This window comes from Rhodanobacter sp. MP1X3, from assembly GCF_014207165.1.
GTDB lineage: Bacteria > Pseudomonadota > Gammaproteobacteria > Xanthomonadales > Rhodanobacteraceae > Rhodanobacter.
In genome coordinates this window covers 507,303-526,592 of the sequence record NZ_JACHCO010000001.1, presented here as the reverse complement: position 1 = coordinate 526,592, position 19,290 = coordinate 507,303, and the positions used below count along the sequence as shown (strand labels likewise).

At 60.1% G+C, this 19,290-nt stretch carries 12 protein-coding genes, 1 tRNA gene and 1 pseudogene; 3 read left to right on the top strand and 11 right to left on the bottom strand.

All coding sequences use genetic code 11. The features are described from left to right. Positions 1-120: 120 nt before the first annotated feature. The 8 genes and pseudogenes from HDE79_RS02105 to HDE79_RS02070 all read right to left on the bottom strand — a co-directional run bounded on the left by HDE79_RS02105 (position 121) and on the right by HDE79_RS02070 (position 10,269). Complete coding sequence (locus HDE79_RS02105) at positions 121-2,196, bottom strand: M13 family metallopeptidase (RefSeq protein WP_184600262.1); 2,076 nt, start codon at positions 2,194-2,196, stop codon at positions 121-123. A gap of 488 nt (positions 2,197-2,684) precedes the next feature. Next, positions 2,685-2,761 (bottom strand) — tRNA-Arg (locus tag HDE79_RS02100). 283 nt (positions 2,762-3,044) lie between these two features. Next, entirely contained in the window at positions 3,045-4,889 is a 1,845-nt protein-coding gene (locus HDE79_RS02095) for a M61 family metallopeptidase (RefSeq protein ID WP_184601069.1), read from the bottom strand. 222 nt (positions 4,890-5,111) lie between these two features. Beyond that, positions 5,112-5,429: pseudogene (locus HDE79_RS02090) on the bottom strand (amino acid permease C-terminal domain-containing protein); the annotation flags it as partial. After that, a complete protein-coding gene (locus HDE79_RS02085) occupies positions 5,417-6,514 on the bottom strand; it encodes an acyltransferase (RefSeq protein WP_184600261.1) in 1,098 nt (365 codons plus the stop codon). The pseudogene HDE79_RS02090 and the gene HDE79_RS02085, both read right to left, overlap by 13 nt. Positions 6,515-6,667: 153 nt before the next feature. Then, positions 6,668-8,170, bottom strand: coding sequence for an amino acid permease (locus HDE79_RS02080; protein WP_184600260.1), 1,503 nt, complete (start codon positions 8,168-8,170; stop codon positions 6,668-6,670). A gap of 87 nt (positions 8,171-8,257) precedes the next feature. Continuing rightward, positions 8,258-9,523 (bottom strand): sterol desaturase family protein, encoded by a 1,266-nt coding sequence (locus HDE79_RS02075; protein WP_184600259.1) that lies wholly within the window; start codon positions 9,521-9,523, stop codon positions 8,258-8,260. Next, positions 9,520-10,269 carry a lysoplasmalogenase gene (locus HDE79_RS02070; protein ID WP_184600258.1) on the bottom strand — a complete coding sequence of 250 codons (750 nt, stop codon included), beginning with the start codon at positions 10,267-10,269 and terminating at the stop codon, positions 9,520-9,522. Before HDE79_RS02070 ends, HDE79_RS02075 begins: the two co-directional genes overlap by 4 nt. Before the next feature lie 159 nt (positions 10,270-10,428). Between HDE79_RS02070 and HDE79_RS02065 the strand changes: the two genes are divergently transcribed. Beyond that, entirely contained in the window at positions 10,429-12,435 is a 2,007-nt protein-coding gene (locus tag HDE79_RS02065; RefSeq protein WP_184600257.1) for an alkaline phosphatase family protein, read from the top strand. A gap of 511 nt (positions 12,436-12,946) precedes the next feature. On the opposite strand, the gene HDE79_RS02060 is transcribed toward HDE79_RS02065, so the two are convergent. From HDE79_RS02060 to HDE79_RS02050, 3 genes are all read right to left on the bottom strand, one after another. Continuing rightward, entirely contained in the window at positions 12,947-15,265 is a 2,319-nt protein-coding gene (locus tag HDE79_RS02060; protein ID WP_184600256.1) for a TonB-dependent receptor, read from the bottom strand. Positions 15,266-15,519: 254 nt separating this feature from the next. Beyond that, entirely contained in the window at positions 15,520-16,893 is a 1,374-nt protein-coding gene (locus tag HDE79_RS02055; protein WP_184600255.1) for an ectonucleotide pyrophosphatase/phosphodiesterase, read from the bottom strand. Positions 16,894-16,995: 102 nt separating this feature from the next. Next, complete coding sequence (locus HDE79_RS02050; protein ID WP_255488213.1) at positions 16,996-18,075, bottom strand: glycerophosphodiester phosphodiesterase; 1,080 nt, start codon at positions 18,073-18,075, stop codon at positions 16,996-16,998. A gap of 294 nt (positions 18,076-18,369) precedes the next feature. On the opposite strand from HDE79_RS02050, the gene HDE79_RS02045 reads away from it, so the two are divergent. After that, positions 18,370-18,777 carry a MarR family transcriptional regulator gene (locus HDE79_RS02045; RefSeq protein ID WP_184600253.1) on the top strand — a complete coding sequence of 136 codons (408 nt, stop codon included), beginning with the start codon at positions 18,370-18,372 and terminating at the stop codon, positions 18,775-18,777. Between the two features lie 154 nt (positions 18,778-18,931). Beyond that, positions 18,932-19,258: a hypothetical protein gene (locus tag HDE79_RS02040; RefSeq protein ID WP_184600252.1), complete on the top strand. Its 327-nt coding sequence runs from the start codon at positions 18,932-18,934 to the stop codon at positions 19,256-19,258. The last annotated feature ends 32 nt before the right edge of the window (positions 19,259-19,290 follow it).

Sequence of the window (19,290 nt, the reverse complement as noted above, 5' to 3'; positions counted from 1 at the left end):
ACGAGCGTGTTCCAGGACCAGTGCGTCTCCTGACTCGGAACCCCACTTCACCGATCGTCTCCTGAACAATCTGCGCAAAGGGGAACGAAGCCCCATCTGCAAAGGTCCGTCAGCGTGGCCTCACCAGATTCGTACCCGATCTGCCGGTGCGACATAGAGCTTGTCGCCTGGCTTGACCCCGTAAGCGTCGTACCACGCATCGATGTTGTGCACCACGCCGTTGACGCGGAACGCGCGCGGCGAGTGCGGATCGCTGGTGACCTGGCGACGGATCGCATCGTCGGTCAGCTTGCCGCGCCATGCCTGCGCCCAGCCGATAAAGACGCGCTGATCGCCAGTCATGCCGTCGATCACCGGCACAGGCTTGCCATGCAGAGAGGTGTGATAAGCGTCCAGCGCCAGGGTGAGTCCACCCAGATCGGCGATGTTCTCGCCCATGGTCAGGTCGCCGTTGATGTGCACGCCGGGCAACGGCTCGAACGCGGAATATTGCGCACCGAGTTTCTTTGCGCGTGCCTCGAACGCCTTCGCGTCGGCAGCCGTCCACCAGTCACGCAGTGCGCCGTCGGCATCGATCTTGCGACCTTCATCGTCGAAACCGTGAGTGAGTTCGTGCCCGATCACGGCACCGATCGCGCCGTAGTTGATCGCCGGGTCGGCGTTCGGATCGAAGATCGGCGGCTGCAGGATGCCGGCCGGGAACACGATGTCGCGCAGCGAACCGTTATAGGCATCGTTGGTTTGCGGTGTCATCGACCAGTCGCTGCGATCCACCGGGCCGTTGAGGCGATCCACATAGAACGCCCAGTCCGCGCTGGCCGCACGCGTCACGTTGCCGATCAGGTCATCGTTGTGTACCACGACCTGCGAATAGTCACGCTGGTGATCGGGATAACCGACCTTGATCGTGTAGGTGTCCAGCTTGCGCAGTGCCTCCTGCTTCGTTGGCGGGCTCATCCAGTCGAGTTTCTCGATGCGCGCGTGGTAGGCGGTCTTGAGGTTGGCCACCAGTTGCTCGATCTTCGCCTTGGAGGCAGGCGGAAAATACTTGTCCGTATACAGCTGGCCGACGGCCCAGCTCAGGTTGCCGAAGCAGTCCAGCCGTTCGCCGACGCCGCAGTCGCCGCCCGAGACGGCATGCACGCCACGCTTCCAGCGCACTGCCTGCACTTGCTGGCCGGATAGCGTCTTGTCGTGCATGTCGAAATACGCGTTCTGGAACGGCTGGGACAGGTAGAACGCGGCATTGTCAGCGATGCGTGCCGCCTGCCATGCCTGGATCGTCGCCACCGGCGTCTGCGCATATAACGCGGCGAGTTTCGGGAATGCGGTTTTCTCGCCGATCACGATGCGCTGCAGATCACCCAGCCGCTGCGCTTTCAGGAACGCAGACCACGCAAAGCCAGGCGCGAGCTGCTGCAGCTCGGTGACGCTCATTGGGTTGTAGGTCGCCACCGGATCGCGCTGCTCAACCTTGCTCCAGCTTGCCTGGGCGATCGACGTCTCGAACGCGACCACGTCTTTCGCGGCCGCATCGGAATGGCTCCAACCGGACAGCGTCAACAAGGTGGCGACATAGGCATGGTAGGCAGCCTTCTGTTTCGCAAACGCGGGTTTGAGGTAGTAGTCGCGATCGGGCAGACCGAGGCCGCCCTGACCGAGGTAGACCGCGTAGCGCTTCGGATCCTTCAGGTCGACATCGATGCCGACGTTGAACAGCGAGCCGTCGAAGTCGGTGTTGGTGCGGCCCATCAGTGCAGCCAGCGCATCGCGCGTGGTCGCATGGCGCACGGCATCGAGCTCCGGCGCGATCGGCTTGGCGCCCAGCGCCTCGATATGCGCGTCATCCATGAACGACTGGTAGAACGCGCCAACCTTGCCCTGCAACGTGGTCGTTTGGTCCGTTGCGTGTGCTGTCGCCGAGTCCATGATCGCGTGCAGACGCTGCTCGGTAAGATCGGTCATGGCCAGGCGCAGGCTGACGGCAGGTTTGTCGGCCGGAATCGGTGTGCGGTCCAGCCAGGTGCCGTTGGCATAGCGGAAAAAATTGTCGCCGGGCTTGATCGTCATGTCGGCACCGGCCTTGTCGAAGCCCCAATTTCCATATTGTGGCTTGGTGCTCGCCGGGTCAGCAGCTTGCGCTGCACCCGCGATCAATACACCAAGGCAAATCATCACAAGAATTCTGCTGCTCATAACGCCTCCTGACATGATTGAATGTCCCGATCTGCCTGCTTGATTCGGAATATCGCATTACCGGACTGCCACAAACTGTTTGCCATAGTACGTGCGGATGATCTGCGGCAACCCGCGAGTGAGATGAAGGTGATCGATGGCGCGTGTGAGCGAATGGCCACCGATGGCGCGCGCTCGCTCAAGCTCTCGTATTACATCAGAAGAAGCCGAGGGCCGTGCATTGCGATCAGCAAGTTTCACGTCTCAAACCGCTCACCCTCGCAGCTCTCATGAGTCTTGGGTTGCAAGCCACGGACCGGCAAGAAGATGCCCGATACGATCGCGAAGCGATGGGGCGTTGCGGTGCATATGGCGAGACAGCGTATGGTTAAGTTGTTCTCTTCAAGAGTCGAAATCCTGAACGACTGATTCGAGCACTATGAGCAAAAGAACACCGGAGTGGCGCGGCCACTCATGATTAAACGCAAAGGAGGAAACATTGGGGAAAATGGTGCGCTCGGCGGGATTCGAACCCACGACCACCGCCTTCGGAGGGCGGTACTCTATCCAGCTGAGCTACGAGCGCATTGGTGACCGGCGCGACAGTGGTCTTGAAGGCCCGTGCCGCGGGGACGCAGTATAGCCGAGTTGCCGATGGGGTTGGATGGCCGGCAACGCATCGGCCTGCTGGGATAACGAGCGGGCACTCGATGTCTGCGGCTAACCGCGCACCCCTAATTTTTAAAGCGGTTTCACAGGTATTGCTGAATTATCGTCTGCTCCCGATCCCTGAGAGCAGACGTCGACGGCTCTGCAATATTCGCGACTCAGCGTAGGCACCGAAGCAACCTGGCCTCGGCGTATCCGCCTTACTTTTTTGCCTTGAGCAACTCAGTCAGATGATCCGGTTTGCCGCTGTCGCGCTCCAGGTGCGGGTACATCAGGCCACCGTGATAGTCGATGCGCACCGTCTTGTACTCGTCGATGTTCTTTACCAGCAGTTCGACCGACTGGCTCTTGTCCTTGAAGGAAGCGGTGACGGCATCCTTGAGCGCGTCGGGATTGTAGTCATGACTATTGACGGCGATTACGGTCATTCCGGGAGAGATGCCAGCAGCGAACGCCGGGCCGTCCCACAGCACGTCGCTGATGTCGCCGCCCTTGCCCACGGAAAGGCCGAGCGAATACATCAGATCGGCGGAGTGGCGACGCTCCTCCATCGCCTTGACCGCAGCGGACGGCTTGTCGGTATAGACCAGCTTCCAGCCATGCGAAGCGAGGCCGCCGGTCAGCGAACCGTGGCCGTCCAGTCGATCGCGCAAATACTTGGCCCAGTCATAAGGCGCCACCTCGTTGAGCGTCTTGACCACGTCGTCGAAGGTGTAGGTATCGACATCCCAGGCACCGGGATTGATGCCGAAGAATGCCTTGGCGAAATCGTCGATGCTGCGCTTGTTACCGGTGAGCTCACGCAGCTGGCCGTCGACGTCAAGCCAGATCATCTCGCCGGCCACGTAGTAGTCCTCGCTGCCCTGGTAGTTGCGGTACGGCAGCGGCGCGCGCATCGACATGGTCGGGTCGTTGGTGGTGTCTTGCACGTTGCGCCAGCTGGTCAGGCCCGGGCGGCCCTTGTCGTACGTGGCCGCCATGTAGGCGAGCATGTCTTGGCCCTGGTCCATGGTCCACAGGCCGGAGCGCGTCGCCATGATCTGGCCCCAGAACTCGGTCTGGCCCTCATAGACCCAGAGCAGGCTGTCACCCATCGGTACGTTGAAATTCGGCGTAGCCAGATCGGCGCCGCGACGGTACTTGCCGTCCCACGAATGGTTGAACTCGTGCGAGAGCAGATCGCGTTCGCCCCAGGTTTTATCCCAGTCGGTGAAGTAGCCGGTGCCGACACCGTCCTCGCTGGAACGGTGATGTTCAAGGCCTTCACCGCCCATCTTGTCGCTCAGCGAAAGCAGAAAGTCGTAGTGGTCGTAGTGATGCGCGCCATACAGCTTGTACATCTGCTGCACCAGCGCCAGATGCGCCTTCAGCTGCTCGGGCTTGATCTCCAGATACTTGGCCTCGTCGGCCACGATATCGACATGCACCGGCGTGGCGGCACCCGGATCGAGGTCGACGCGCTTGAAGTACTTGCCTGCGAACACCGGTGAATCGACCAGATCATCGTAGTTGATCGGCTTGAAATGCAGCGTGTCGCCATCCTTGGAGGCGACCTCAAGCGCGGTACCCGCCTGCCAGCCGGTCGGCAGCTTGAGGCTGGCTTCGGTGTTGATCTGCCGTGCGAAATAGCCGGCCGGATACAGCGTGCTGGCGCTCCACTGCGCGTCGAGCATTTCCGGCGTCATCACCACACGACCCTCGCGCATGCTCTGCGGGGTCAGGTATTCGAAGCTCACGTCGACCGCGCTCGTACCCTGCGGCACATCGATGTGGAACGCGTAGACGTTGTACTGGTCGCGCGTCCATGGCAGCGTCTGGCCGTTCGCCTTCACCACCAGCCCGGCGATCTTGTCGATCGGGCCGGTCGGCGAGTGGTTGCCTGGAATCCACTGCGGATACAGCAAGGTCAGCGGACCGGCCGCCACCGGAATGGTTTCATGCACGCGGAAGATGCGATGCGCGATGTCGGTGGCATCCACATCGATTTTCATCGTGCCCGCATAAGCCACGTTCTGCGGCGCGGGTATCGGCGGCGGATTCGCCATATCGGCGAGTGCGACAAACGAGGGCAGACCGAGGGCAGCGGCAGCGATAGCGCAAGTAAGGCGGGTAACTTTCAATACGTTCTCCGGAGGCAGGGCGACATTCCAGGACGGGCAATGTTGCCGCGGCACGGATTCAAGCCCTTGATGCTAGCGCCCGCCCGTCACGCTTCACCCATGCCGAAGGTCATGAATGACGCATGGATCCCGCCGAAACCTCTTCGATTACTTGCCAGCCAGCTCCAGCTTGCTGTGCCGCATGCCGTAGGCGAAATAAATTACGCAGCCGATTGCCATCCAGATCACGAAACGCTCGTAGGTGATCCATGGCAACCCATAGATCAGCACTGCGGAAAACACGATACCCAACGGCGCGGTGAACCACACCGCCGGCGTGCGGAAGTTGCGTTGCAATCCCGGCCTGCGCACGCGCAACACCATGATCGAGGCGCAAATGATGATGAAGGCACTGAGCGTGCCGATGTTCACCAGCTCGGCCACTAGTCCGATCAGCTTAGAGGTCATCAACATCAAAGGCCGAGCCGATATCGACGAATGGGACGCTCGATAAAATGAAGAGATAACGCGGCCCAGATGATGGTCACGGCAAAAGCCAGCGTCATTCCGACAGCAAACGGGAACATGCCTCGATCGACCAAAATCAGTGCCCATAGCAGGAAGTTCAGGTGCACGAGATAGATCGCGTAAGTCGCATCGCTCAGCCAAGCCCAAATGTGGCGTACAAACGATGACTCACACTGCAAGCGCAAAAGTGCAGGTATAAGCAAAGCCACTCCCAGTTGCAATCCATTAAAAATCAACGTCCGTGCAGCGCGCGTTTGCAACTCGAATCTCCCGACATCCAGCACCCACCAAACGACAATGCCCAACAGACAAACCACACCGGAAAAAGCTAGCTTCAGATGATGACGATCCATCCATTCAGCTCGGCGCATGGCCACCGCCACAGCCACGCCAGTGGCAATAGCATCGAGTCGAAGCACAGTGATTTTGCGGACCCACGCGTCCCACGGCAAAGCGACTGGCATGCAGGCTCTGGCAATCAACGGCAACAGCAAAAATGCTGCCAGCACAGCTAACAAAGCGCGATATCCCCAAACGGCCGCAGCGACCAGCGAGAGAGCGCCGAACAGCAGATAAAACCACACCTCTATAGCCAACGACCATGACACGCCAAACCAATTATCGGACGGCATTGGCCACGCGAAACTCTGAGTCAAAGTGAGATAGTGCACGAATCGACTCAAACTTAATTGCTGCGTTGAGGCGAGCATTGAGAGCAACACGAGCCAGAGAATATAGGTAGGCATGACGCGTAACAGGCGCCGCGTAGTAAAAATCTTCCATTCGCGGAAACTCGGACCACGTTCGACAATGTTGAGCAGCATGTTTCCGATCAGGAAGCCACTCAGCACAAAAAATCCTGCCAAACCTAGTGGCCCTGCAATGAACAGCAAATCGGCATGAGGAACCTGCCAATGCACGGCAGAAAAAACACCGAAGTGCGACAGGAGTACAAGCACCGTCGCCGCAACTCGCAATACATCCAGTCCAAGGCTGCGACCCTTACCCAAAGCAGGCCTTGCAGAAGTGTCCAGATCAGCCATATTGGCTAACAAACCTTGAGATTGTTAACGCAATATTGGCGCGACAAAAACAGCCCTCCAAAACCGCAACCTTGCAGAGCTCGGCTAATCGTCTACAACTCGCATGGTCGTCGTCGAAATACATCCAAGCTCCAGTTGACTCGAACAGGCTCACTACTGTTGTTCCAGCTTGCTGTGGCGCATGCCGTAGGCGAAATAAATTACGCAGCCGATTGCCATCCAGATCACGAAACGCTCGTAGGTGATCCATGGCAACCCATAGATCAGCACTGCGGAAAACACGATACCCAACGGCGCGGTAAACCACACCGCCGGCGTGCGGAAGTTGCGCTGTAGTTCGGGCCGACGCACGCGCAGCACCATGATCGAGGCACAGATAATGATGAAGGCGCTGAGCGTGCCGATGTTCACCAGCGCGGCCACTTCAACGATCGGTAGCAGCCCGGCGACGATGGCCGTGAATAGTCCGAGGATGATCGTCGGCCGCGCCGGCGTGCCGAAGCGCGGGCTGACCTTGGCAAACCATGCCGGCAGCAGGCCATCGCGCGCCAGCGCAAACCAGATGCGCGCCGCCCCAAGCATGAAGGCGAACAGCACGCTGGTCACGCCGATGACCGCGGCTGCCGCAATCGTGATGCTGAGCCAGTGCAGGCCGATCGACTCGAACGCATCGGACACCGACGCATCGCCACCAAGGTGGCTATACGGCGTGATGCCGGTCAACACTAGCGATACGGCGATATACAGCACCATCGCAATCGCCAGCGACAGCAGCACCGCCCGTGGCAGGTCGCGCTGCGGATGTTTCGCCTCTTCCGCTGCCGTGGTCAGCGTGTCGTAGCCGAAGACCGCGAAGAACACCACGCTGGCACCGGTCAGCACGCCCTGCCAGCCGAAGTGGCCCTGCCCCGTTTTGACATCGACGACGCGTGCGGGAATGAACGGATGCCAGTTCGCGGTATTGATATAGAACACGCCCACGCCGACGACCAGAAGTACACCGATCACCTTGATCGCCACTACAAAAGTGTTGAAGCGGGCACCCCACTCGGTGCGCAGGGTCAACAATATCGCAACAGCAATCGAGACCCCTGCGGCGATCACGTTGAAGCGGTGGCCATCGCTCGGCGCGGCGATCGCTTGCGCGCCATGCGTGCCGAACATCTGCTGCAAGTAATACTGCATGGTCTGCGCGCTCATGCTCTGCTGCGCCCATTCCGGCAGATGTACGCCCGCCGAAGCCAGCAGCACCTGCACATAGCCGGACCAGCCGATGGCTACCACGGCCACTACGAGCGCGTATTCCAGCAGCAGATCCCAGCCAATGATCCAGGCGACAAACTCACCGAGCACCGCATAACCGTAGGTATAGGCACTGCCGGTCACCGGGATCAGTCCCGCGAATTCCGCGTAGCACAGCGCTGCACAGGCACTGCCCAAGCCCGCAATGATGAAGCTCAGCGCCACCGCCGGACCGGCATTCACCGCCGCCTGCTGGCCGGCCAGCACGAAGATGCCCACGCCGATGATGCCGCCAATGCCGATCGCGGTGAGCTGCCACAACCCCAATACGCGCCGGAAATCGCCGCGTTGACCCACCTCGGCCTGCAGCTGTTCGACCGACTTGTGGCGCAGCAGCTTGCTAAGAAAACTCATGGTTTGATCCCCGGAAACGAACGGCGATCATAGCGAATAGTGCCGCTGTTGCCCGCATGGCCTCTGACACAGGTACGAATGGGGACATCAAACCGGCGCTGCGCCATCATGCAATGACAAGCCCCGCTGTCCACCATGCAGCCACGGCAAGGCCAGTGCGCTCAGGCCGAAAACCACTGCAATTGCCAACATCATATAGCCGTCCAGATGAGGGATGCCGAACCACTTCCCGCTCAACACAGGTACCAGCGCCGTTGCCAGCACGCGAACGCCTTCGAGCCATGTGGCCGAGCGACGACCTTCCATCAGTATGCCCAGCACGCACAGGCTGGCCACCAGATAGCCCGCATAGAGCAGCAGCGTCGGCAGCGGAGCGACGGGCACCAGGGTCAGAAAATGTATCGACATCCCCAACAGCAGCGCGAACTGCAGTAACAGGTAGACGGTGAAGCCACGCGACATCGGCGGGTCATAGCGCGGATGATCGATGTCGAACGCCGGCTTGGGAAAGCGCGCCGCGACGTCGGCCGGCCGCCAGCCCGGCGGACGAAACCACAGCTGCAACTTGTCGCGCCAGCGTTCGGCATGCCATGCGTCCTGCACCATGGCCCAATACACCTCGGCATTCGCCCACAGCGGGTTCCAGCTCTGCAGCGGCGAACGCGTGCCAAACACCGGCGGCTCGCTGTCGTTCTCTTCAGTGAAGGTACCGAACAGTCGGTCCCACAGGATCAGGATGCCACCATAGTTCTTGTCGAGGTAGCGATCGTTCACCGCATGATGCGCACGGTGATTCGACGGCGAGCAGAACACCCGATCAAACCAGCCCAACTTATCGATTTCGCCCGTATGCACCCAGAACTGGTACAGCAAGTCGATCAGCGCCACGACCACGAACACTTCCACCGGATAACCCAACAGCGCCATCGGCAAATAGAACAACCAGCCCAGCAGCACGCCGCTGCCGGTCTGGCGCAGCGCGGTGGTGAGGTTGTAATCCTCGCTCTGATGATGCACTACGTGAGCCGCCCACAGCACGTTGACCTCGTGCCCCATGCGATGCAGCCAGTAATAGAGAAAGTCGTACAGCAGCAGCGCACTGAGCCAGACCCACACGCTGTTGGCCGCTAAATGGAACACCCCTAGGTGCTGCACGCACCACGCATAGATGCCCACACTGAGCAGCTTGCTTAACACGCCAACAATCTGCGAGATCACGCCCAGCCCGAGGCTGTTGATCGCATCGTTGCTGCGATAGGCCTTGTGCCCGCGCCAGCGCGCCACTGCGAACTCAATGGCGATAAGCACAAAGAAACCCGGGATGGCCCAGGCCATGATGCGTTCGGGCGTCATCGTTGTATCCCTCCCATCATCGCGGGCGTGGCTCGCGCATCGACAGAACGCGCGATCAGCCACAGCGCCACATAGTAAGCCCCCAGCACGGCGGCTGCCGACCACCGCAGCGGCACCAGAAAGCGATTCCACGCCAGCAGGCTGTCGCTGAGCATGAACACCAGCGCGCCGGTGGCCGCAAAGCCGGCTGCCAGCGCGTGCGGATCACGTCGCGCACGCAGCCACAGCGCGCGCCCCACCGCCTGCCCGGCCATGGTCGCCAGCACCGCGATATACAGCGGCACGGCGATGCGCAACGGCAGTTCCAGCGTCGGCCACAGCAACCACACCGCAAGCGCGCCGTAAGCCAGGCACAGCAGCCACGCCAGCGGTCGCACAACCAGCGGCTTATCGCTGAGAAACGCCGCAATGAACCAACCGTGCGCCAGCAGAAATCCCAGCAGTCCGGCAACAAACCAGCGCGGCGAAAGCATCAGGAACACATCGCCGACCAGCGAGAAAGCGATGCCGATGAGGATACGACGTCGGTAGACCTGCGATACCGGCGAGCGCACGCACCACACCATCGTAAAAATCAGCGCCGTCGCCAGCGGCTTGCACAACCAGTGCAACCAGCGCCATCCATCGACCACTTCGCCAGTGCCGACACTCGCGCCCACGATGGCGCCCACGGCCGCCACGACCAGCGCGGGTTTCAACCACGCCGGTGATGCGCCAGGGGCAACTGTGGAGGAAAGCGTCGACATGCATCACTTGAATACGGGCGTGGATCGCGATGATAGCCACGCACCGCCGAAACCACGTGCTGCAGCGCCACAGCTTTCACGGCACGTGATTGCCACCAAACTGCAACACGCAGTCCGCAGCATGTCGGGTTGTCTTGTTGATTCACGTCGAGGTCTTGCATGTCCCGTTTCGCCCTACCTTCGCTGCGCCTGCTGGTCAGCTCCCTCTTGCTGACCGGCCTGCCGCTGGCGCCTACCTTCGCCGCCGCGCCCACCCATGGCCCGAGGCCACCCGGCCGCGTCATCGTATTCGTGTGGGATGGCATGCGCCCGGATGCGATCAGCGCGGACGATACGCCCAACCTGCTGGCACTGGGCGCACGCGGCAGCGTATTCGAGGACAACCATTCCACCTATCCCACCTTCACCATGGCCAACGCGTCGAGCTTCGCCACCGGCGCGTTTCCCGGCACGATCGGCTTCTACGGCAACCACTTCTGGGCGCCGGGCGCCAAAGGTTCGGATGCGAAAGGACAGGTCGTGGACTTCCAGTCGCCGATCTTCACCGAGGACTATGCGATTCTGCGTGACCTCGATGCGCACTACGCGCACGAACTGCTGGAACTGCCCACGCTGTTTGCCACCGCGCGCAAGGCGGGTCTGAAGACCGCGCTCATCGGCAAGTCCGGCCCGGCCTTCCTGCAGGACTACAAACTCGCCAACGGCGATACTTCGAACAACGGCTTGCTGCTCGACGAGAACACCGCGCTGCCACTGACCTTCGCCAAGGAACTGCAGAAAGCGGGCGTCGCGCTGCCGAAAAACACCATCAACACTTACGACTCCAGCCAGCTCAACCTCAGCGAAGAAAACGACTCACCCACCGAACAGGGCAAGATGCTCACCTTGAAGGATGGCGCCAGCTCGGACGCCACCGCCGGCGTCGACACCACGCCCGCCGCCGCGAACGCGTGGATGATGAAGGTGTATCTGGAACAGGTGCTGGCACAGCATCGCCCCGACCTCAGCATCGTGTGGCTGCGCAACCCGGATACCACCGAGCATCAGTATGGCGTCGGCTCGCCGGAATTCCATCTGGCGCTGAAGGCGCAGGACGCACTGCTCGGTCAGCTCGAAGACAAGCTCAAAGCGCTGGGCATGGACCAGAGCACCGACATCGTCGTCGTCTCCGACCACGCACACAGCAATATCGCCGGCCCGCGCGATCTATTCCCGCTGCGCCAGATCAACGATGGTCGCGTCACCACCATCGACAACGAGTGGGGCTATTCCGTCTCCGGCGGCGTGCGCCTGGCCGATGAGCTGACCCACGGCGGTTTCACCGCTTTCGACGGCACCGGCTGCATCTACGCACCGGTGATGAGCGGTATCAAGGCCGATGGTTCTCAACTTCATCCGACCCGCTTCGACGACGATGGCCGCCTCTGCGGCAAACCCGGCCCGTACACCACGCCCAGCTACAAGCTGCCCGATGAACTGCCCAAGAGTGCGTTGGTGATCGCCTCCAACGGTGGTACCGAATACCTCTACCAGCCCGAGCACGATGCCGCGCTGGTAAAGCGCACCGTACGTTTCCTGCAATCGCGCGAATACGTCGCCGCCGTATTCGTAGCCAAACGTTACGGCAACATTCCCGGCACGCTACCAGCGGAGAACGTGCATCTGGAGAATGCTGCGCGCGGGCCGGACATCATCATCAGCTACGCGTGGGATGCCAACGCCAATATCCAGGGTTTTCCCGGCACCGAATACGCCAGCCAGTCCAACGAACGCGGTGAACACGGCAGCTTCAGCCGTATCGACGTCCACAACACTCTGCTCGCCGCTGGCCCTGATTTTCGCAGCGGCTTTCAGGATGCGCTGCCAAGCGGTAACGTCGATCTCGCGCCGACCATCGCTGCACTCATGGATCTAAAGCTCCCCAAGGCCCAAGGCCGAGTACTGCACGAGGCGCTGGCCGGCGACCAAGCCAGGCCGGTCGATGCTTATCACCTGACCTCGACCCTGCTGCGCCCCAACCAGCCCGCCACCGGCCTGAACGCACAACGGATCGACGGCAGCCCGCTGTCGACCCGACAGTTCGACTTCGCCCTGCATCTGAAGCAGCTGGATAGCAATGGCCAGCACTGGACCTATTTCGACATGGCCGCGCCGGAACGCCAATAACCGGACAGGGGGCAAGCACCGACCGCTGGCAGGCACACCGCAGCGGTCGCGTTCTCAGTGACTTGCATACTTCCACCACAAGGAAGATCGGCAACTCATCGCTCAACTTGGTAGCCCGCGCGGCTGACGCCGTATCAGAGGTTGAGGCCACCCCAGTCACAGCGGCACGAAGAACAGCGTGGCAGACCGCAAGCCCTAACCAGACGGATAGCCGGGGCGGCCTCAAACTTGCCAGTGTTCATGCGTACTCCCCAGAGCGCTTGCCCTTGGGAAGTTACGCAGTTCTTGAGCAACAAAGTTCAAATCGACACCAAACACATTCAACCCGCAATCCGCACCACTGCTCAATCCCGGGCCTGGTACGGAGCATTTAACGGGACCGCAGTGCTACTCAATACCATTTAGCGCGGCTGGCCCGAAGAGCGGATGGCTGCAGTAAACAAAGCGGAAGCATCGTTAGCATGCAAGCTTCGGACAGCAAACGGCGAGCCCGCAAGGGCTCGCCGTCAATTCACAACTTCACATTGATGTTGAAGAAATACTGCCGCGGCGCACCCGCCTGCAGGGTCTGGTTATAGCCTTCCGGGTCAGAGGCTACGTAGCCATTGGTGCCGGTGGTGGCGAAGTAACGCTTGTTGGCCAGATTGGTGATATTGAAGCCAAAGCTGATGTCCTCGAAACCACCGTAGGCGCCTATGTCGTAATTGATGCCGCCATTGAACAGCCAGTAGGCTGGCACCTGGGAATCGTTGGTATAGGTGATGTAGCGCCGACCGGTATATTTGCCATCCAGGTTGAAGCGCCATGATCCGAAGGTGTAGGTGGCACTGGAGGTGTACATCCAGCTGGGGATGCCGACCACGTACTTGCCCTTGGTGTCCACCACGCCACCGTTGAGATAGTCATCCTGGTATTTCGAGTTGTCGTACGACACCGAGTTCAGCCAGCGCAGATGATCCAGCGGCTTCCAGATCAACGCCAGATCGGCGCCCGTGCTCTTGACGCTGCCCACGTTGTTGAGAATGCTGGCGCAGGTTTGCACTGCCGAACATGGCGTGGTCTGCAGCAGGCGGTTGCTGAAGCGGGTGTAGTACACATCGGCCGAGGCTTCGAATGCGCTGCCGCGTACGCGATAGCCTGTTTCGATAGTCTGCGAACCTTCCGGCTTGAGGCTTGCCTTGCTGGCATCGAAGGCTGCCTGCGAGGTGGCGAACGGCAGGATACCGTAGGAGTTGATGTTCTTGCTGTAAGACGCGTAGACATCCTGATAATCGTCAATCTTGTAGTCAACGCCGGCCTGCGGCAGAAAGCCCTTGCTGGCTTTGATGCTGCCCTGGGCGAATGCCGTGGTGGCTACCAGCGATTCTGCGTCGCTAGTGGAGCGCAATGACTTGGCGCCGAAGTTGACGGTCAACTTATCGTCAAGGAAGTGCAGGGTATCCTCGGCGTAGGCCATCCGGGTGTCATAGGTGTAGTGCTGCAGGAAGCCGCGCAGGAACGGCGTTTCGTTGCTGTAGAAATTCCATAGCCCGTCAAACGGCCCGTAGAGATTGAAGTAGTTGCGTTCGATATTGTTCTTGGAATTTTCGCCCCACACACCGACTTCGATATCGTTATTACCCACCGTGTATTGCAGCGAGCCGGTGACGCCGTAGCGATCCAGGCCATAGTCGGTGGTACGCATGGCCAGCGGCAGGCCCGAAGCAGGCGACGTGACATAAGGCGTTACCCACTGACCCTCACCGCGATCGTCGTGGTAGTAGCTGCCCAAATTCAGGACAAGCCCATCGGCCAGGTTGAACGTACCGTTCAAGCCGGCCAGGTTGTCACGTCGGATACCACCACCGGCGTAGTAGTTCGCATCGCCCTTGTCGTAGTCGGCTGGCAGCCCGTTCAATGAGGCTGGATACGCGCCGTTGCCGCGGATCGCGTTGGCCGTCTGCAGCGCCTGCGACCAATTCGGCTGCCAGTAGTCGTAATTCCAGCCCAGCACGCGCTGGCTGGTCAGCGACAAATCCTGGTAGTCGTATTCCTTGCGCTTGGAGCTGTCGGCGAACAGGCTGATGCGATTGCCGTCGCCCCATTGATAGACCGCCTTGAGATTCAGCTGGTTGGACAGCTGCGAGCCGTAGCCTTTCCACTTGTCGGTGTTGGCATGGTCGTACGACACATACATCGAGAAGCCGTGATAGTCACCGGTATCCAGCCGCAGATAGGTACGGTGCGTATCATCCGAACCGATCGCCTGATTGAGACGCACGCCGGCCTTGGCATCCGGATCGGCGGAATAGAACTGCACGGTGCCGCCGAGGTTGGTGTTGGCCGCCGTGCCCAGCGCACCCGCGCCCTGCGCCAGTTCCACTCTGGAGATATTGTCCGAGCTGATCGCACGGGTCACCTGCAGGCCATTGGTGACCGCATAACCCATGTTGCCCAACGGAATACCATCCAGGGTGAAGCCGAGGCGGCTCTGATCAAAACCGTGCAAGGTGATCTGGGTCGACCACTCGTAGGCACCCCAGGGATCGGACGACTGGAAGTTCACGCCGGGCAGTTCGTTCAGCACCTTCAGTGCGCTGGTGCCGGGCGGAGCGGCCTTGATGTCCTCCATCGTGATGCTCTGGATCTGCCGGGTCTGGCCTACCGCAACTACCGATACCGCGTCCATCGTCTTCGCACTGTTGACATCCGCTGCCGGCTTGGGAACTGATGCCGTTATGGCTGGGGCAACGCCATCCGTATCGGAGGCGATGGCTGCCGAACCATAGAGTGCGGCAAGCAGTGCAAGCACCAGACTCGTTTGACGAGTGGCGCGCGTGTGAGCAGACATGCGTAGGTATCCTTGATGCGCAGCAGTCCGCGATGACGCTGACCGCGAAATGGTGTGGAAGATGGAAAGTCACCAGAGCACCCCAGGTGGCCATCAAATCAAGTTTGATGACGTTTTATGTACGCGGTTTTACATCTGCATTGCAGATTGTGGGATCAGTGGCTGTCGCGGCTGAAGCCGCTCTCACGGAAGAATTATTCGAGGTCGTCTAATGAAAACAGCGATGACGTTCACTCGGCTAACGACGCCAGCGATCAATGTGCTGGTGACAGAAGCGGCAACGCATGTCCCTGCGCCTGCGGCAGACTGGCACCCATCAGCTTCGCCAATGTCGGCGCGATATCACGCATGTCGATCGAGCCCAGATTCTTGCCGGCCGGAATACCCGGACCTTCGATCAGGAAGGTGGAGCGCATCTCTGACGTCGCCGGGTCGTAACCGTGCATGCCGAGGAAATGGCCGGGCGCCGGCAGCGGTGCATCGGGCGTCACGCCCAGCTCGTAGCCGATCTTCAGCAACACGAACCAGCTGGCCATGCCCGTGCCGCCTTGGGCGACAAGCTGATCATGGTCGAGCACGTGGTCGATCTCGTATCGTGGATCATCCTGCAGCTGTTTAAGCAACGTGGCAACTTTCGTCTTCACCGCTGCATCGTTTGGATCTTTCAATACGATCGCGGCGCTGCCGCCGTCGTTCCACACGGCCGCCTGCCAATCGGTGATGGTGCCATTCTTGACGGTGACCAAGCCGGCCTTGATGAAGGGTGCATAGAAATTGATGTCCTGCTTCACCGGCGCAAAGCCATGATCGGACACGATGGCGATAACACCATCCGGATGCACGCGCCGCGCCGCCGCCACCAGATCGCCAATCAATGCATCAATGCCTTCCAGCGTCTTGCGCGAGGTCGGCGTATCCGGGCCGGTTGCATGCTGTTCGGTATCCAGCGCGGTCACGTAGGCCGTCATGAACTGCGGTTTGCGGGTTTCCAGCAGGTGGATCGCAAAACGGGTGCGGTTCTGGTCGCCAGCCAGGCTTTCGTCGATGCCGTCAGCGTAAGGACCGAGGTCTTTTTCCAGCGACGGCAGCAGGCCTGGCGTAGACAGCGCGGCCACCAACTTGCGGTCATCCGGCAGGCCGGTGCGCCAGATCTGCGGCAGGTTCCAGTCCACCTGCGCACCCACGCTCACCGGCCAGTGCACGTTGGCCGTGCTGAGTCCGGCCGCATGCGCAGCGTCCCACAGCGTCGGCACACGGATGTCGCTGGCGTACCAGTCCCAGCCTTGCTGGTTCTTGTTGGTCGGATCGAACGTGAGGTTGCTGCCGATGCCGTGGACGTTTGGCGAGACGCCGGTGATCAGCGTGGTGTGGCTGGGATACGTCAGTGTCGGCAGCACGCCGCGCACGTCATGCGCGTAGCTGCCCTGTTTGAGAAAGGCCTGCAGGTTCGGCAAATGCAGGCCGCGCTGCTGCGCATCGAGCACATCGGCAGGGCGCAGGCCGTCGATCGAAATCAGCAGCACTGATTGCCGCACGGAGGATTGCGTCGATGCGGACTGCGCAAACAATGACTGGGTCGCGGCAAGCGACAGGGTGCTCAGCAACAGGGAATACAGCAGAAAACGCATGAAAAACCATCCGCAAGATGACAAAGAGGCTGCACATGCTGGGCTGGGACTACTGCAGTTCCGTTACAGCCATCCTTCGCTTGTTCGTTTGTTCATGACAACTCAGCGACCGTCAAGCGCCTGTCGACCGAGCGCGGGATCATCGGTAAAGAACGCATCGATACCGGCATCGAGATAGGCCCGAATCTCAGCCACCGAGCCCTTCGCGTTGAAGGTTTTCGGATCGCTGCCCTGCCAGAAGTTTTTCGCCTGAAAGTTGTTTTCGGGACGAAACGTATACGGATGCAGCTCAAGTCCGGCCGCGTGCGCGTCATGCACCAGTGCAGTGGGATGACCCAGCGTGCCATCGGGCGCCAGCGGAATGATCGCGCGAATGTTCGGGCCGATGGCATCGGCATAGGTGGCGATATCGCGCAGACCAGCGGGCTTCATCATGTCGGCAAAAGTCAGCCTACCGCCGGCAACCGTGACGTCGTAGGTCTGCTCTTTCGGATCCCCCAGCAGCTGCAGCAGGCGGATGTTCGGGTGGCTATTTTTCGAGCCCATGCCACCCAACTTGCCGCGCAGATAGCGCAGGTTGGCGATTTCGAACGACTGGATTTCCACCGGCGCGGTTTGTGTATACGAGTGTGCTGCGAGAATCGCCAGCACCTTGTCTTCCATTGGCAGGCCGAGCTTCTGAAAATACGTACCGTGCTTGATTTCGGGAATGATGCCGACCGGATGCCCGACCACGGCGGACTCGGCAGCGACGAAGTCGATGATCTCGTCCAGCGTGGGAATCTGGAACTCGCCGTCGTACTTCGTGCTGCGCAGTTCCGGCAGACGCTCGCGGGCACGCAGGGTTTTAAGCTCGGCCAGCGTGAAGTCTTCGGTGAACCAACCAGTGATCTTCTCCCCATCCACCGTCTTGGTCGTCTTGCGTGCAGCGAACTCCGCATGCGCGGCCACATCCGTGGTGCCGCTGATCTCGTTTTCGTGCCGCGCCACCGGCACGCCGTCCTTGGTCATGACCAGATCGGGTTCGACGAAGTCCGCGCCATCGGCGATCGCCTTGCCATAGGAAGCCAGCGTGTGTTCCGGCCGCAGCGCACTGGCGCCGCGATGACCGATCACCAGCACCCTGGCAGCAATGGGCTTTTCATCGGCCTGTTTTTCATGGGCTTGGGCGGTAACGGACATGGCCAGCATTCCAGCGACAAGGAGAGTAATCAAGCATAGGCGACTCATGGCTGCACTCCGATAGCTGTCACCGAATTCGGCAACGCCGCTCAGGTTGGCAGGCATTCATGGAAATTTTTTGACAGCCTGGATAAACCAGCAATCAGCTGGTTGCCAGCACCGGTTCAGCCAATCTTGATCGGCAATATCTATGTGACAAACCCGGAGTATCAAGGCGTTTGCTTCGACCCAAAGATGTAAATACACTGTCCTATGGAAAGGCTATCAGCCACTCAACTTCCCTGCGCCTGCTCCATGTTGCGCAAGGCTTCGCGTTCCGTCAGTCGCCTTTACGATGCAGCGCTGGCCGATGCCGGTGTCAGTGCGGCCCAACTGCCTGTTCTTCGCACCATTTCCAGGCATGAATGGCTGCCTTTGAGTCAGCTCGCCAAGATCTTGTTCATGGAACGCACCTCGCTATATCGCACTCTCACGCCAATGATCCAGTCAGGCTGGGTTGCAATAAAAGGTGGTCGGATTGGCGAAGGCCATGCGAAGCAGGTTTCGCTGACTCGCAAAGGCCGCGCCCTGACTTTGGCCGCAAATGCGCATTGGGAAGGCGTCCAGACACGTATGGTGGAGTCGTTCGGCACGGAGCGCTGGGAATCGCTGCACAAAGATATTGCTGAACTTGCTGCATTGGGTGTAGGGCTGATGACATAATTTCCCGGAAATTATTTTAATCCTGACGGACGATAACGGCATCGGCAGGAATTGGGGGGTGAGCTGGCTAGCCGATGTCATCATCGTCGGCTGTTCGCAAAATCCATGATTGAAGGCCGGCGTGTAATTACCCGTTATTTTTTGGACGAATGCCATGCTTAACTACCTGGATGACATCAAGGCGGATGCTGCGATCAGCAATCAACTGACCCTGCATTCACTGGCGCTGGATATTGCCGACCACGCCGCCCGCTCGGAGATCGAGCTTTATTCCATGCAGACCCGTGACGCCAACGGCAGACGTGTCTTCGACACGAAGAAGCCCAGGGAAGATTCCGTCGATCAGGAAAGCGTGTCGATCGTCGCCAAGGCGGTGCGATACATCGAACTGCGGGGCAAGGCATTGCCCTATCGGCTGCAACGGTCCGGCTCACTGGTCTGGTTTGAAGAGCCAGAACCCGCCATTTCATTTGCCGGCTAGGTGACAACCGACATGGAGATTGCCAGCCGCAC

Bases quoted from the DNA above. Each gene is read 5' to 3' on its own strand.
- HDE79_RS02105 (WP_184600262.1), bottom strand. From the start codon at position 2,196: ATGAGCAGCAGAATTCTTGTGATGATTTGCCTTGGTGTATTGATCGCG.
- HDE79_RS02095 (WP_184601069.1), bottom strand. From the start codon at position 4,889: ATGGCGAATCCGCCGCCGATACCCGCGCCGCAGAACGTGGCTTATGCG.
- HDE79_RS02040 (WP_184600252.1), top strand. From the start codon at position 18,932: ATGCTTAACTACCTGGATGACATCAAGGCGGATGCTGCGATCAGCAAT.
- HDE79_RS02065 (WP_184600257.1), top strand. From the start codon at position 10,429: ATGTCCCGTTTCGCCCTACCTTCGCTGCGCCTGCTGGTCAGCTCCCTC.
- HDE79_RS02085 (WP_184600261.1), bottom strand. From the start codon at position 6,514: ATGGCTGATCTGGACACTTCTGCAAGGCCTGCTTTGGGTAAGGGTCGC.
- HDE79_RS02070 (WP_184600258.1), bottom strand. From the start codon at position 10,269: ATGTCGACGCTTTCCTCCACAGTTGCCCCTGGCGCATCACCGGCGTGG.
- HDE79_RS02055 (WP_184600255.1), bottom strand. From the start codon at position 16,893: ATGCGTTTTCTGCTGTATTCCCTGTTGCTGAGCACCCTGTCGCTTGCC.
- HDE79_RS02050 (WP_255488213.1), bottom strand. From the start codon at position 18,075: ATGTCCGTTACCGCCCAAGCCCATGAAAAACAGGCCGATGAAAAGCCC.
- HDE79_RS02075 (WP_184600259.1), bottom strand. From the start codon at position 9,523: ATGACGCCCGAACGCATCATGGCCTGGGCCATCCCGGGTTTCTTTGTG.
- HDE79_RS02060 (WP_184600256.1), bottom strand. From the start codon at position 15,265: ATGTCTGCTCACACGCGCGCCACTCGTCAAACGAGTCTGGTGCTTGCA.
- HDE79_RS02045 (WP_184600253.1), top strand. From the start codon at position 18,370: ATGTTGCGCAAGGCTTCGCGTTCCGTCAGTCGCCTTTACGATGCAGCG.
- HDE79_RS02080 (WP_184600260.1), bottom strand. From the start codon at position 8,170: ATGAGTTTTCTTAGCAAGCTGCTGCGCCACAAGTCGGTCGAACAGCTG.